Origin of the sequence: Chromobacterium alkanivorans, assembly GCF_016937655.1 — a bacterium.
Taxonomy (GTDB): Bacteria; Pseudomonadota; Gammaproteobacteria; order Burkholderiales; family Chromobacteriaceae; genus Chromobacterium; species Chromobacterium alkanivorans.
Genome location: NZ_JAFHKL010000005.1, coordinates 83539 through 97632, shown reverse-complemented (window position 1 = coordinate 97632; position 14094 = coordinate 83539). Strand labels below are relative to the sequence as shown.

At 60.6% G+C, this 14094-nt stretch carries 11 protein-coding genes; 5 read left to right on the top strand and 6 right to left on the bottom strand.

The annotated features are described in order from the left end of the window. Positions 1–370 precede the first annotated feature (370 nt). Complete coding sequence (locus tag JW897_RS10455) at positions 371–1840, top strand: ATP-dependent nuclease (protein WP_205466032.1); 1470 nt, start codon at positions 371–373, stop codon at positions 1838–1840. Positions 1841–1891: 51 nt separating this feature from the next. Here JW897_RS10455 and JW897_RS10450 read toward each other — a convergent pair whose 3' ends face one another. Beyond that, on the bottom strand, positions 1892–4723 hold the full coding sequence (locus tag JW897_RS10450) for a valine--tRNA ligase (RefSeq protein WP_205466031.1): 2832 nt from the start codon (positions 4721–4723) through the stop codon (positions 1892–1894). Positions 4724–4840: 117 nt separating this feature from the next. On the opposite strand from JW897_RS10450, the gene JW897_RS10445 reads away from it, so the two are divergent. The 3 genes from JW897_RS10445 to JW897_RS10435 all read left to right on the top strand — a co-directional run bounded on the left by JW897_RS10445 (position 4841) and on the right by JW897_RS10435 (position 10422). After that, a complete protein-coding gene (locus JW897_RS10445; RefSeq protein WP_048414824.1) occupies positions 4841–6067 on the top strand; it encodes a diguanylate cyclase in 1227 nt (408 codons plus the stop codon). Between the two features lie 354 nt (positions 6068–6421). After that, positions 6422–8308 carry an amidohydrolase gene (locus tag JW897_RS10440; RefSeq protein ID WP_205466030.1) on the top strand — a complete coding sequence of 629 codons (1887 nt, stop codon included), beginning with the start codon at positions 6422–6424 and terminating at the stop codon, positions 8306–8308. Positions 8309–8586: 278 nt separating this feature from the next. After that, positions 8587–10422: an amidohydrolase gene (locus tag JW897_RS10435; RefSeq protein WP_205466029.1), complete on the top strand. Its 1836-nt coding sequence runs from the start codon at positions 8587–8589 to the stop codon at positions 10420–10422. A 97-nt stretch (positions 10423–10519) separates the two neighbouring features. Here the strand turns inward: JW897_RS10435 and JW897_RS10430 are convergent, their stop codons facing one another. The 3 genes from JW897_RS10430 to JW897_RS10420 all read right to left on the bottom strand — a co-directional run bounded on the left by JW897_RS10430 (position 10520) and on the right by JW897_RS10420 (position 11848). Next, complete coding sequence (locus JW897_RS10430; RefSeq protein ID WP_048414826.1) at positions 10520–10852, bottom strand: DMT family transporter; 333 nt, start codon at positions 10850–10852, stop codon at positions 10520–10522. Beyond that, positions 10853–11305 (bottom strand): multidrug/biocide efflux PACE transporter, encoded by a 453-nt coding sequence (locus tag JW897_RS10425; protein WP_048414827.1) that lies wholly within the window; start codon positions 11303–11305, stop codon positions 10853–10855. It abuts the gene before it with no gap. Between the two features lie 93 nt (positions 11306–11398). Then, on the bottom strand, positions 11399–11848 hold the full coding sequence (locus JW897_RS10420) for a multidrug/biocide efflux PACE transporter (protein ID WP_048414828.1): 450 nt from the start codon (positions 11846–11848) through the stop codon (positions 11399–11401). A 205-nt stretch (positions 11849–12053) separates the two neighbouring features. Between JW897_RS10420 and JW897_RS10415 the strand changes: the two genes are divergently transcribed. Further along, positions 12054–12914, top strand: coding sequence for a LysR family transcriptional regulator (locus tag JW897_RS10415; protein WP_205466028.1), 861 nt, complete (start codon positions 12054–12056; stop codon positions 12912–12914). Positions 12915–12959: 45 nt separating this feature from the next. On the opposite strand, the gene JW897_RS10410 is transcribed toward JW897_RS10415, so the two are convergent. Together JW897_RS10410 and JW897_RS10405 are read right to left on the bottom strand one after the other, a co-directional pair. Beyond that, the gene (locus tag JW897_RS10410; protein WP_048414830.1) at positions 12960–13394 is read right to left on the bottom strand and encodes a hypothetical protein; all 435 of its coding nucleotides are present in this window, start codon (positions 13392–13394) and stop codon (positions 12960–12962) included. A 74-nt stretch (positions 13395–13468) separates the two neighbouring features. Next, positions 13469–13927: an RICIN domain-containing protein gene (locus JW897_RS10405; RefSeq protein ID WP_197083060.1), complete on the bottom strand. Its 459-nt coding sequence runs from the start codon at positions 13925–13927 to the stop codon at positions 13469–13471. Positions 13928–14094 lie beyond the last annotated feature (167 nt).

Here is a 14094-nt window from a genome sequence, read left to right as displayed (position 1 = left end):
GTTGGCTAGATGGAGGGGGGAGTCAAGTTGGAATGGATCTGGAGTTTTAGATAGGGGACGGTAACTCACCTTCCTTTTTTGGGTTCTGCCACTTAATCGTAAAGTTGAGCAACACGGCCAACTCATGAGCCGCCCAAAGCTAGCTTATTAAAAAACACCCGACTAGTCATAATAACATCAACAACATTTCCATCGCTTGTTCTACAAACGACAAATCGAAACAATACAGATCCACCTCAACCCACCCCTTGTTGCTTTAAATACACAATCAGCACCATCCAGACTGAAAAGAATGCAACATGCCATAGAAATAACTAAACTACTCCGAAGTCGAATCCAAAAACAGACCATCTTTACAAGGGGGCTCATCATGAAGCTTTCACCCAGTGAAGTCCAGCAAGAGATCAACAAAGTCAGACAAAACAACTACAATCAATTTATTAAAAAAATTCACCTAAGAAATGTCCGTGGATTTAATGATGAGAATGTAGAATTCAAAACCCCCGTTACTGCTCTAATCGGAACAAATGGAGGTGGAAAATCAACAATACTAGGCTCGGCCGCATTAGCCTATAAAAACATAAAACCAAGACAGTTCTTCCCAAAAGCATTCCTTGGGGATGAAAGCATGAGCGATTGGAATATTGAATTTGAACTTGTTGACAAATCAATTCAATCAGACAAAACGATAACTAAAACGGCTCGATTTGCACAATCTCAGTGGAGAAGAGATGAGTTTGGATCTAGGCATATTGAATACATAGAAATTCAAAGAACTGTACCTGCTGGAGAAATGTCTAGATTCAGAAAGTTCTTAGCGGGCAATAGTGACGACTTCGAGACCATTAGTCTCAATGAGAATACAATAAAATACGCAACAGCAGTCTTAGACAAAAAAATAGAAAATTACAAATTAGTCAGAAAAAAAGACAACCACTCAATAAGAATGTACTTAGGCAACACTCAAACCAACATTGGTTACTCACAATTTCATTTCGGCGCTGGCGAAGCCTCGATAATCGAGACAATAGATCGAATCGAATCAGCACAAAACAATGCCTTAATTTTAATAGAAGAAATAGAAAATGGGCTTCACCCAGTTGCCGTAAGACTGTTTGTTCAATACCTACAGAATGCAGCAAAGCGCAAAAGGCTGCAAATCATATTTACAACTCACTCTCAAGAGGCTGTCAACGAACTCCCTTCCGAGGCAGTTTGGGCCACCATAAACAAAAGAACGTGGAATGGCAAATTAAATATCGAAAGCCTGAGGGCCATCACAGGAACTGTCAACGCAACCAGAGCCGTTTATGTAGAGGATGAATTTGTCAAAGAGCTGGTTGAAAATGCACTAGGGAGACATGGAAATGGATTGGCTGAAACTACAAAAGTATTTTCAGCGGGAGGATATCCAAACCTAATCAAAGTAAGTCAGTTTCACAACGAGAACCCACTCCTAACAATTCCATCTGTAGCTTTAGTTGATGGAGACATTTACGATCCAGAAACAAATGGGGAGCTTCCTAAACATGCAATGTTTATCGGTGAAGGATACCCCGAATCGACAGTGTTTAATTACATACATGAAAACAGAGTTGAACTAATCTCCTTTATCAAACAAAGGTGCCTCCTGTCAAGATTCACAGAAAGTAGAATTTTAAATGCAATTGAAAGCGTTCACAATTCATCATGTGATCACCACATAATATTTAGCGAGCTCAGCCAAAAATTAGACTTCACATCCTCCATATATATCCAGTCAGGCATGATAGATATATTTAATGAGCGCAACAAAAATTACTGGGTAGATATCGTCAATTTTGTTTCACAACAGCAATAATTAAAAACCCGCCTCGCGGCGGGTTTCTTCACTTCCAGATCAGGCTTAAGTTCAAGCCAACTTAGCCAACTGCACCTTGATCTTGTCCAGCTTGTCGTTCAGCTCGGCCAACTGCGCCTTGTCGCGTTCCACCAGGTGAGCCGGGGCTTTGTCGACATAGCCCGGCTTCTCCAGCTTGGCGCTGAGCTTGGCCAGTTCGGCTTCCGTCTTGCCCTGCTCCTTGGTCAGGCGCGCGGTTTCCGCGGCCTTGTCCACTTCCACCTTCAGCATCAGGCGGGCGTCGCCGGAGATGGCCACCGGGGCGTCGTCTTCCGGCAGCGCGGCGACGATGGAGCCTTCGGTCAGCCGCGCCAGCAGCTTGAGATAGGGCACGAAGTCCGCCACCGTGGCGTCGCCGGTTTCGATGAACAGCGGCGCTTTGACTGCCGGGCCGATGCCCATTTCGCCGCGCAGATTGCGCACGGCGTTGACCATGTCCTTGAACGCGTCCATGCGGGCGTTGGCGGCGGCGTTGATCTTGCCGGCGTCCGCCACCGGCCACGGGGCCAGCATGATGGACGGGGTGGTCTTGGCGTTGGCCAGCGGGGCCACGGTCTGCCACAGCTCTTCGGTGATGAAGGGCATCAGCGGGTGGGTCAGGCGCAGCGCCACTTCCAGCACGCGGACGATGGTGCGGCGGGTGGCGCGCTGCTGGGCTTCGTTGCCGGTTTGCAGCTGCACCTTGGCCAGTTCCACGTACCAGTCGCAGTACTCGTTCCAGATGAATTCGTAAATGGTCTGGGCGGCGATGTCGAAGCGGTAGGTTTCCAGCGCGTTGGTGACGTCGATCTCGGCCTGTTGCAGGCGGCCGATGATCCACTGGTCAACGAAGCTGAATTCCAGCGGCAGGCTTTCGTCCTGGCCGCAGTCCTTGCCTTCCACGTTCATCATCACGAAGCGGGTGGCGTTCCACAGCTTGTTGCAGAAGTTGCGGTAGCCTTCGGCGCGCTTGAAGTCGAAGTTGACGCTGCGGCCCAGGGTGGCGTAGCTGGCCATGGTGAAGCGCAATGCGTCGGTGCCGTAAGCCGGGATGCCTTCCGGGAACAGCTTTTCCGTGGCCTTGGCGATGGCCGGGGCTTTTTCCGGGCGGCGCAGGCCGGTGGTGCGCTTGGCCACCAGCGGTTCCAGCGCGATGCCGTCGATCAGGTCCACCGGGTCGATGACGTTGCCCTCGGACTTGGACATCTTCTTGCCTTCGTGGTCCCGCACCATGCCGTGGATGTACACGTCGCGGAACGGCACCTTGCCGGTGAAGTGCTTGGTCATCATGATCATCCGGGCCACCCAGAAGAAGATGATTTCGTAGCCGGTCACCAGCACGTTGGAGGTGAGGAAGGCGCGCAGTTCGGGGGTGTCTTGCGGCCAGCCCAGGGTGGAGAACGGCACCAGGGCGGAGCTGAACCAGGTGTCCAGCACGTCTTGTTCGCGGCGCAGGGTCTTGCCCGGCGCTTGCGCCTGGGCGTCGGCCTCGCTGCGGGCCACGTAGATGTTGCCGTCTTCGTCGTACCAGGCCGGGATTTGGTGACCCCACCACAGCTGGCGGCTGATGCACCAGTCCTGGATGTTGTTCATCCACTGGTTGTAGGTGTTGACCCAGTTTTCCGGGATGAAGCGCACTTCGCCGCTGGCCACGGCTTCAATGGCTTTGGCGGCGATGGACTGGCCGGTGGGGTCCGGATTGCCGTCTTGGTCCACGGCCACTTTGTCCATGGCCACGAACCATTGGTCGGTCAGCAGCGGTTCGATCACGGTGCCGGTGCGGTCGCCGCGCGGCACCATCAGTTTGTGCGGCTTGGTCTCCAGCAGATAGCCCTGGGCTTGCAGGTCCGCCAGCATGGCTTTGCGCGCGTCCTGGGTGCTGAGGCCGGCGTAGGCGGCCGGCAGTTCTATCGTGCCCTGGGCGCTGCCGTCGAAGCCGAAGATCTGGGCTTTGGCCAGGATCTTGGCTTCCAGGCTCATCACGTTGATCAGCTGGGTGCTGTGGCGCTTGCCCACCTGGTAGTCGTTGAAGTCGTGCGCCGGGGTGATCTTGACGAAGCCGGTGCCGAACTCCTTGTCCACGTATTCGTCGGCGATCACCGGGATCTGGCGGCCGGTGAGCGGCAGTTCCAGCTGCTTGCCCAGCAGGTGCTGATAGCGCTCGTCGTCCGGGGCGATGGCCACGGCCACGTCGCCCAGCAGGGTTTCCGGACGGGTGGTGGCGACAGTGACGAATTCGTCGCTGCCCACCACCGGGTATTTGATGTGCCACATGTGGCCGTCTTCTTCCTCGGAAACCACTTCGAGGTCGGAGATGGCGGTGCCCAGCTTGGAGTCCCAGTTGGACAGGCGCTTGCCGCGGTAGATCAGACCTTGTTCAAACAGGCGGACGAAGACTTCGGTGACGACTTCGGCGCGGGTGTCGTCCATGGTGAAGTATTCGCGGTCCCAGTCCACGGAGCAGCCTACGCGGCGCATCTGGCTGGTGATGGTGCCGCCGGATTGCTCTTTCCACTCCCACACTTTGGAGGTGAAGGCGTCGCGGCCCAGGTCGTGGCGGTTGACGCCCTGCTCGGCCAGTTGGCGCTCCACCACGATCTGGGTGGCGATGCCGGCGTGGTCGGTGCCGGGCACCCACAGGGTGTTGTCGCCCTTCATCCGGTAATACCGGGTCAGACCGTCCATAATAGTCTGATTGAAGGCGTGACCCATGTGCAGGGTGCCGGTGACGTTGGGCGGCGGCAGCTGGATGGCGAAGGACGGTTTGGCGGTGTCCATGCTGGGCTTGAAGTAGCCGGCCTGTTCCCACTGATCGTACCAGCGACGTTCGATGTCGCCGGGTTCAAAGCTTTTGGCAAGTTCCATGGTGATGAATCGTAGTTCTTCTAGAATGGAAAAAATGGGTCGATTATACCCGGTTTTGGAGCGTTCTCCGAGAGCCGGCGCGGGCGGATCAGGCAGTAGGCATGGGATAAGCGGACGATGAGCGAAGAAACGCGCGTTTTGGTGATTGAAGACAGCATGGTGTTGATCCGTCCCTTGTGCCGCATGGTGGAGGAAATCGGTCTTTCGCCGCTGCCGGTGTGCTCGCTGATCGAAGTGCGCGAGGCGCTGGCGACCGGCCAGCGCTTTTTGGCGGCGGTGGCGGATTACAATCTGCCGGATTCGCCCGACGGCGAGCATTTGCCGCTGCTGTTTCAGCTGGCGATTCCCACCATTGTGCTGACCTCTCGCTCGGACGGCGAGGTGCGCGACCGCATTTTGCAGCTGCCGGTGGTGGATTACGTCAGCAAGGAGAGCCCGGCGGCTTTCGATTACGTGATGCGGATGTTGACCCGCATCCGCAAGAACCCGGGCATCAAGGTGCTGGTGGTGGACGATTCCGCGTCCTACCGCCAGTTTCTGCGCGAAAACCTGGAGCGCCACCGCTACCAGGTGCTGGAGGCGGAGGACGCCAAGCAGGCGCTGGAGATTTTGCACTCCGACAAGCACATCAAGCTGGTGCTGAGCGACAACGACATGCCGGGCATGGACGGGGTGCGCATGACCAGCACGATACGCCGCTTTCTGGATCACGACCGCCTGGCCATCATCGGCATTTCCGGCAACCAGGACCCCACCATGACCACGCGCTTCATCAAGGCCGGGGCGGACGATTTCCTGCAAAAGCCGTTCAACTTCGAGGAATTTTTCTGCCGCGTCACCCGCAATGTGGAGTTTGTGGAAAACCTGGAATCGCTAAAGGAAACCGCGGACCGCGACCCGCTGACCGGCCTGTCCAACCGCCGGCATTTTTTTGAGAAGGTGATGCAGCTGAAGAACGGCTACGGGGTGGCGGTGCTGGACATCGATCATTTCAAGCGGGTGAACGACCAATACGGCCACGATGTGGGCGATCAGGTGATCTGCAACACCGCGCGGCTGATGGAGCAGTTTTTCCCGGACGGCATCGTCGCGCGCTTCGGCGGCGAGGAGTTCGTGATGCTCAGCCCCAGCCCCATCGAGCTGGACATGGTGTGCCGGCTGGAAAGCCTACGTCTGGCGATTGAGGGCTGTATCCTGACCACCGCCAAGGGCGGGCTGCGCTACACGGTGAGCATAGGCGTGGCGGCGTCGGACATGCCGGAGATCAGCCGGCTGCTGAAGCTGGCGGACGAGCGGCTGTATCACGCCAAGCAGCATGGCCGCAATCAGGTGTGCGGCGGCTGAGAACCTGTTTACGATCTGCTGCGCTGCGTGGAGCGTTACACGATGAGCACGCCTTCGAAATGCTCATGTACCACGAGTACATTCCGCTTTTCGCTGGCTTTCGCCTTGTCTCGCCCTTGCTCGCGAGACTTTGAACAGGCTTAAGACCCCGTTCCCGGCCTGCCGCGCTTGGCGAGGCCTGGTTTCGCTTTTGCTCGCTGGACTTTGAACAGCTTCTGAAGCAGCCCCCCGACCGAATGGCCAGTTCGCCGTTTTTTTGCGCCGGGACGCCGCCTATAATGACATCGCTTTTTCCGTTCCTCGCGCGCGGCCCCGCGCTTCCCTCGGAGCCGGCGTTTCAACCGGACATCCGCCATGAGCCATCATCACCCGCACGGACCAGGCTGCGCCTGCTGCACTCTCCCCCTGTTGGCTCAGTTGCACGATGAGCTGTTTGAGCGCCCGGACTGGCAGGACGAGGCCAAACGGCTGATCCGCCAGCAGGAAAAGCGTCTGCTGCCGCCCTCGCCGCCACAGACGCTGATCATTTACGGCGGCCCCATCCACACGCTGGCCAGCAGCGGGCGGCAGACGGTGGACGCCGTCGGCATCGCCAAGGGCCGCATCGTGGCCGCCGGCTCCCGCGAGGAGGTGCGCCAGGCGATGGCCGCCGCCGGCCATAAAAAGCCGGAGGAGATGTCGCTGGAGGGCGCCACGCTGCTGCCCGGCTTCGTCGATCCCCACATGCATATCCTGCCCAGCGCCTTGTTCTCGTCCTGGCAGTACGTGGGCGCCTTCTCCGGCCAGACGCTGAAGCCGGATTACGGCATCGCCGGGGTGGAGGACACGGTGCGCGCGGCGCTGACGGACCCCAAGAAACAGCAAAAGGCCAAGGACGGCACGGCCTGGGTGCTGGGCTTCGGCCTGGACCCTTCGCTGATGCGGGTCTGGACCGAGCCGGACCTGGACTGGTTCGCCCAGTTTGGCGACAAGCACCCGATTTTCCTGATGAACGCTTCCGGCCACATCGGCTACGCCAACGCGCCGGCGCTGGCCAAGGCCGGCATCAGCCCGGAGTGCAAGGGGGTGCTGGTGGAGGAGCAGGTGCTGCAGATGATGCCGGCGCTGCCCTCCCCGTCCCCGGCCGCGCTGCTCGCCAGCATCAGCCAGGTGCTGCACAGCGCCGCCAAGATGGGCAACACCACCTTGTTCGACGCCGGCCTGGGTTCCGGCAAGGGAGTGTTCGAGGTCTTGCTGCTGGACCTGGTGGCCCAGACCGCGCTGAACCCGGTGCGCATCGCCGCCGCGCTGTTCTCCAATGAAACCCGGCAGATGGACGAGTGGACGCGGCTGTTCCGTCCGGACCTGGACGGCATGGAGGACAAGCGCTTCAGCATCAAGGCGCTGAAACTGGTGTCGGACGGCTCCAACCAGGGGCTGACCGGCTATCAGACCGAGGCCTACAAATGCTATCCGCAGCACCAGGTGCCGAACGTGCCGGCCACCGGCCTGTTCAATTTCCGCCCGCCCAGCGCCTTTACCCCGCATTTGCGGCAGGCGGTGGAGCACGGCTGGCCGGCCATGGTGCACGCCAACGGCGACCGCGCCATCGACGAGGTGCTGCAGGCTTACGAGCACGCGCTCAACCACCCCGCCGCGCCGCTGCGCCCGGATTGCGCCGGCATGCGGTTGCGCCACCGCATCGAGCACGCCTCGCTGTTGACCGACGAACACATTTCCCAGATGGCGCAGCTGCAGCTGTCGCCCAGTTTTCTGATCGGCCACGTCGGTTATTGGGGCAGCGCCTTCCAGCAAACCATTCTGGGCGAGGCGCGCGCCAAGCTGCTGGACCGCTGCCTGTCCGCCAAGCGCGCCGGCCTGCGCATCAGCCTGCATTCCGATCACTTCGTCACTCCGCTGGGCGGCCTGCGCATGATGGAGCAGGCGATTTTCCGCGTGATGGAGGCGGCGCCGGAACAGGCCGGCGGCAAGCCGGCGCTGAACCCGGCGGAACGTCTGGACCGGCTCAGCGCCTTGCGCGCGGTGACGCTGGACGCCGCCTGGCAATGCCATATGGACCATATCGTCGGCTCGCTGGAGCCGGGCAAGCTGGCGGACCTGGTGGTGCTGGAGCAGGACCCGCTGGACCCGGCGGTGAGCAATCTGCGCGATATCGCGGTGCTGCAGACCTGGCGTTCCGGCGCGCCGGTGTATCTGCACGCTAAGCTGGGTTGCGCGACGGAGTCGGCGCCGCCGGCCTGAGAACCTGTTCAAGGTCTGCTGCGCTTCGTGAAGCCTTGCACGGCGAGTACCAGCTCAAAAATGCTCATGTACCCCTCGTACATTCCGCTTTTTCGCTCGTTTTCGCCTTGTCTCGCTCTTGCTCGCGAGACTTTAAACAGGATCTGAGCCGCCGTTGACCCCGGCGCGCGCCGGCCTTTTGTTCAGCTTTTGTCAGCTCCGCCATATTGCCAACGGCATATAATTCGCTCTGTGCGCGGCGTCGCCGCGCCGTCCGACGCCATGCACAGGAGCGCCCCATGTCCCTCCCCCATCAGCCCGGCTGCGCGTGCTGCACGCTGCCCAGCCTGTCCTCGCAACTGGATGAACTGCAACACCATAACTGGACCGAAAGCCTGGCCAGCCTGATCCGCACCGCCGCCGAGCGCGCCAAGCTGGCGCTGCATCAGGACGCGGCCATCTTCCACGGCGGGCCGATCTACACGCTGCAAGGCGGCCAGCCCGGCCGGGTGGAAGCCTTGGGCATCGTTCACGGCAAAGTGATGTCGGTGGGCAGCCTGCGGCAGGTGGAGACCGATATGCAGGCCCACCCTCGCGCCGAGCGCATCGACCTGCGCGGCAAGACCTTGCTGCCGGGCATGATAGATCCTCACATGCACATCCTGCCCAGCGCGCTGTACCGCAACTGGATCAATCTGTGCCCATTCGAGGGCCAGACCCTGCGCCCGGGCTACAATCTGGGCTGGATTGCCGGACAGTTGCGCGAGCAGCTGCCCAGCCATAGCGGCCACACGCTGAACGGCGCTCAACGCTGGCTGACCGGCTTCGGCGTGGACCCGTCGCTGATGACGGAATGGCAGGAACCGGACCTGGACTTCCTCGACAGCATCAGTTCAGAGGTGCCGATTTTCCTGATCAACGCCTCCGGCCACCTGGGCTACGCCAACTCCGCGGCGGTGAAACTGGCCGGGCTGGATCCCAAGGACAAGGGCGTGACCACCGAGGCCGACGTCGGCAAGGTGCTGACGGTGATCCCCGGCCTGGCCGCGCCGCACATACTGGCCAAGATTCAGGAAATCCTGCACGACGCCGCCGCCAACGGCATCACCACGCTGTTCGACGCCGGCCTGGGCGCCGGCCTGGGGCCGCTGGAAATCACCCTGCTGCGCGCCTTCGCGCAAAGCCCGCTGGCGCCGGTGCGCATCGGCGCCGCGCTGTACTGCAACCAGGACTGGATGCAGGAGCAGTGGCTGCAAACCTATCAGCTCAACCACAACAAGCACGACGACGACCGCTTCAGCGTCCGCGCGCTCAAGCTGATCGCCGACGGCTCCAACCAGGGCCTGACCGGCTACCAGTCGCAGGATTATTGCTGCGCGGGTGAGCACCATGTGCCCGGCGTCTCGCCGCGCGGCCTGTTCAACTTCGAGCCGCCGATCACCTTCGCCGCCCAGCTGCAACGCGCGCTGAACGCCGGCTGGCCGGTGCTGGTGCACGCCAACGGCGACCAGGCGGTGGATTACGTGCTGGCCGGCTTCGAACTGGCGCTGTACGACGAACACGCCAAGGACGGCGCGCCCAACCCCAAACTGGCGCTGCGCTCGCGCATCGAGCATTGCTCGCTGTTGAGCGACGCCAGCATCGCCACCATGGCGCGGCTGAAGCTGTCGCCCAGCTTCCTGATCGGCCATGTCGGCTATTGGGGCCAGGTGTTCAAGACCACCATTCTGGGCCGCGAACGCGCCCAAATGCTGGACCGCTGTCAGTCCGCGCTCAAGGCCGGCCTGCGCATCAGCCTGCATTCGGACCACTTCGTGTCGCCGCTGGGCACCTTGCGGATGATGGAACAGGCGGTGACGCGGGTGATGGAGGCGGACCCGGAGCGCCAGCCGCTGAACCCGGCGGAATGCCTGGACCGCATCGCCGCGCTGCGCGCGGTGACGCTGGACGCCGCCTGGCAATGCCATATGGACCACATCGTCGGCTCGCTGGAGCCGGGCAAGCTGGCGGACCTGGCCATCCTGGAGCAGGACCCGCTGGACCCGGCGGTGCCGGTGGGCACGCTGCGCGACATCCGCGTGCATCAAACCTGGCTGGCCGGCAAGCCGGTCTATCAAAACCCCAAGACGCACTAAGCCGCGTCCAAGGCGCAAAACAAGACCGGCCGGGATTCCCCGGCCGGTTTTTGCGTCTGCCCCTCTTCCGCGCGGCGGATAGAGCCGAAGCGCCGATTCAGTGCGCCACCGATTTGGACATCAGATTCATCACCAACACCCCGGCCACGATCAGGCCCATGCCTATCATCGCCGGCGCGTCCAGCTTCTGGCCGTACATGACCCAGCCGACGATGGATACCAGCACGATGCCGACGCCGGACCACAGCGCGTAAGCCACGCCCACGGGAATCTGGCGCAGGGTCAGCGACAGCATGTAGAAGGCCAGCATGTAGCCGGCGGCGGTCAGCAAGGACGGCCCCAGGCGGGTGAAGCCCTCGGACGCTTTCAGCGAGGAGGTGGCGATCACCTCGCTGACGATGGCCACGGCCAGAAACAACCAGGTTTTCATTCAAGACTCCAGTTCGGCGCACGGCTTGCCGCCGCGCTCGCGCAGCCTGGCGCGCAAGGCGTCGTACAGCCAGTTGAAGATATAAGTGTAAGGCAGGAAGAAGGCGAAGAAGCCCAAATCCAGCAGGAAGGCCTGCCAGTAGCTGACGTCCAGCCACCACGCCGCCAGCGGCACCAGCAGAATCACCAGGCCGCCCTCGAACATCAGCGCGTGCAGGCAGCGCACCGCGGTGGTGCGGGTCCAGCCCATCAAGGCCTCCAGGCGGTCGAACAGCATATTGAACACCACGTTCCAAGACATGGCCGCCGTCGACATCATGAAGGCCAGCGCGCCCATATGCAGCAGGCTTTGTTCCATCAGCAATGAGGCGATAGGCACCAGCAAGGCCATCGCGCACAGTTCGTACAGCACGGCGTGGAAGCCGCGCTCCAGCCAGGATTTTTGTTTGTTCATGTTATTTCCCAATCATGACCGTTTAAAGAATGCCTTATTCTGATTGGTTTTTCGGATGGGTAAAAAATAATTACCATCGGAAAATCCGATAAATTAAATCAAGCCCGCCCGCGCGCGGTTCAAGCGGTTCAACAAGCTGGCGCGCAAGCCGTCGTACAGCCAGTTGAAGACGAAGGTGTAAGGCAGGAAGAACAGGAAGAAGCCGATGTCCAGCAGGAAGGCCTGCCAGTAGCTGACTTCCAGCCACCACGCCACCAGCGGCACCAACAGCACCACCAGCCCGCCTTCGAACAACAAGGCGTGCGCCACGCGCAGCGCCGGGGTGCGCACCCAGCCGCGCAGCCGCTCCAGCCGCTCGAACAAGGCGTTGAACACGATGTTCCAGCTCATCGCCACCGTGGTCATCATCAGGGCCAGCACGCCGATCTGCGCGGTGTCCTGGCTCAGCAGCCAGCTGGCCATCAGCATCAGCAGCATGACGGCGCACAGTTCGTAGACAATGGCGTAGAAGGCGCGCTCCGGCCAGGATTTCTTCACTTGCATCGATTCTCCTTAAAAATCTGCTGCGCTTCGGCGGAATGGATATGAAAACCAGCTCAAAACGCTCATGTCCCGCATGTACATTCCGCTTTCCCAGCTGTTTTCGCCCTGGCTCGCCAGACTTTGAACACCCGGTTTGCAGGGCAATGACGCGATTTTTATTGGTTTTTCGGATAGGATAAAGATAGGTTTAATCGGAGAAACCGATATGAGTATGTCGCTGGACGCGCTGGCGGCCTTCGCCAACGCCGCCGAACTGGGTTCGTTTTCCGCCGCGGCGCGGCGGCTGGGCAAGAGCCAGTCCACCATCAGCGAGGCCATCGCCAATCTAGAGATCGACCTGGCGGTGCAGCTGTTCGACCGCGGCAGCCGCCAGCCGGCGCTGACCCAGGCCGGCCGCCACCTGCTGGGCTATGCGCGGCAGATGCTGGCCATCGGCGATGAGTTGAACCAGCAGGCGCGATTGATGACCGCCGGGCTGGAGCCGCGGCTGACCCTGGTGCTGTCGGACACTTACCAGTCTTCGCGTTTTCAGGAAGTGACGCAGCAATTGGAGCAGAACTTCGAGGCGCTGGAGCTGGAATGCCTGGTGGGCGAGCAGGACGACGTGCTGGACTTGATCCAGACCGGACGCGCGCACCTGGGCTGCATGGCGGCGCAGAAGCAGTACCCGGCCGATATCGGCCACGCCACGCTGGGCGAGGTCAGCGAGGTGGCGCTGTACGTGGCGCGCAACCACCCGCTGGCGGCTTTGGAACAGGTGGACCGGCAGGCGCTGAGCCGCTACCGCGAGCTGCGGCTGAACACCTATACCGAGAGCAAGCCGGAGACGCTGAGCCGGCGCTGCTGGTTTGCGCCCAGCTATCTGATGCTGCTGGAAATGGCGATTCTGGGCGCCGGCTGGGCCGAACTGCCGCGCTGGCTGGCGGATTCCTTCGGCGCGGAGCGGCTGCGCGAGCTGCGCGCGCCGGGCTGGCCCAAGGCGCGCCACATCGACCTGGTGTGGTCGCGGCGGCGGCCGCTGGGCCTGGCCGCGGTCTGGGTGCGCGAGCAGTTGCTGCGTTCCTGACAAGGCCGCCGCACCGCGGCGCCAGGCGCGGCGGATGACGAGAACTCAGCCGCCGGGCACGGTCATCGGCCGCAAAATCCACATCGGCGGCCGGCCGGGGTGCAGCTTGCGCAGCCGCAAGGTCGGCGGAAAGATTTTTTCCATGCCGAAGCCAAAGGCCAGGGCGCGGTCCGCCAGGCAGACGATGTCGCCCGGCTGCGAAAACACATCCCAGCGCTGATTGGGCAAAGCCGGCTCCGGCAGCAAATCCAGCTGCAGCGGCGAGCCGTCGGCCACTTCATTGGCGGCGATCACCAATTGATTGCCGCTGGTGGCCAACGCGAACAAACCCCGGTCGAAGTCGATATTGAACAAGGCGGCGAAATTGTTCTGGAACGGCTGCAGGCTGAGCCGCGCGCCCCTGATCGAGTCGTCGGCCACAATGGCGTAATCAGGAAAATAGGCCGAGGTGATGAAGTACGAAGTGCTGCTGAAGCCCATCTCTTGCTCCTTCCGTAAACCCAAAAAAACGGCGGCGGGCCATGCCGCCCGCCGCCGCGATTTTTGCCTTGCGCTTATTCAGCGGTTTCCAGCACCAGTTCCGAACGTTGCGCCGAGGTCAGCGGCTTGAGCGCCCATTGCTGCGCCGGCGAAGCGTTGAACTCGTACAGCCAGATCAGGCTGCCCACGCCGCCGCGGCTCTGGTTGTCGATCACCAGATTGGGGTTTTGACGGCTGGAGATAAAGCCCGGACGGGAGAACAGATCCCATTGCTGGCTGAGCGAGGACGGGTTGTACGGACGCAGCACCAGCGGCTTGCCGCTGGACAGGTCGGAAATGTCGATCACCAGTTGGTTGCCGCTGGTGGACAGCGCCAGCACGCCGCTGGCGAAGTCGATGTTGAACAGCGAGAGGAAGTTGCCCTGAATGGGCTGCAGGTACAGCTGGGAACCGCTCATCGAATCTTTGGCGGTAATGCCCAGCGCGGTGTTTTGGCTATAGGTGAGGAAGTAAGGAACGCTAGAGAAAGACATATGGCAACCCCCATGTTTATGCCAATCAATTATTGGCTTTCTCAAACTAGCAAGCTTTTCCCGCATTGCAAGCGCCCGCTCGAAACCGGCCGCGCCCGGCGTAAAATTCACGCAAAAACCCGATAAAAAACACAAACTTAGGCGTCGATAGGTGAAATTGCTTAATT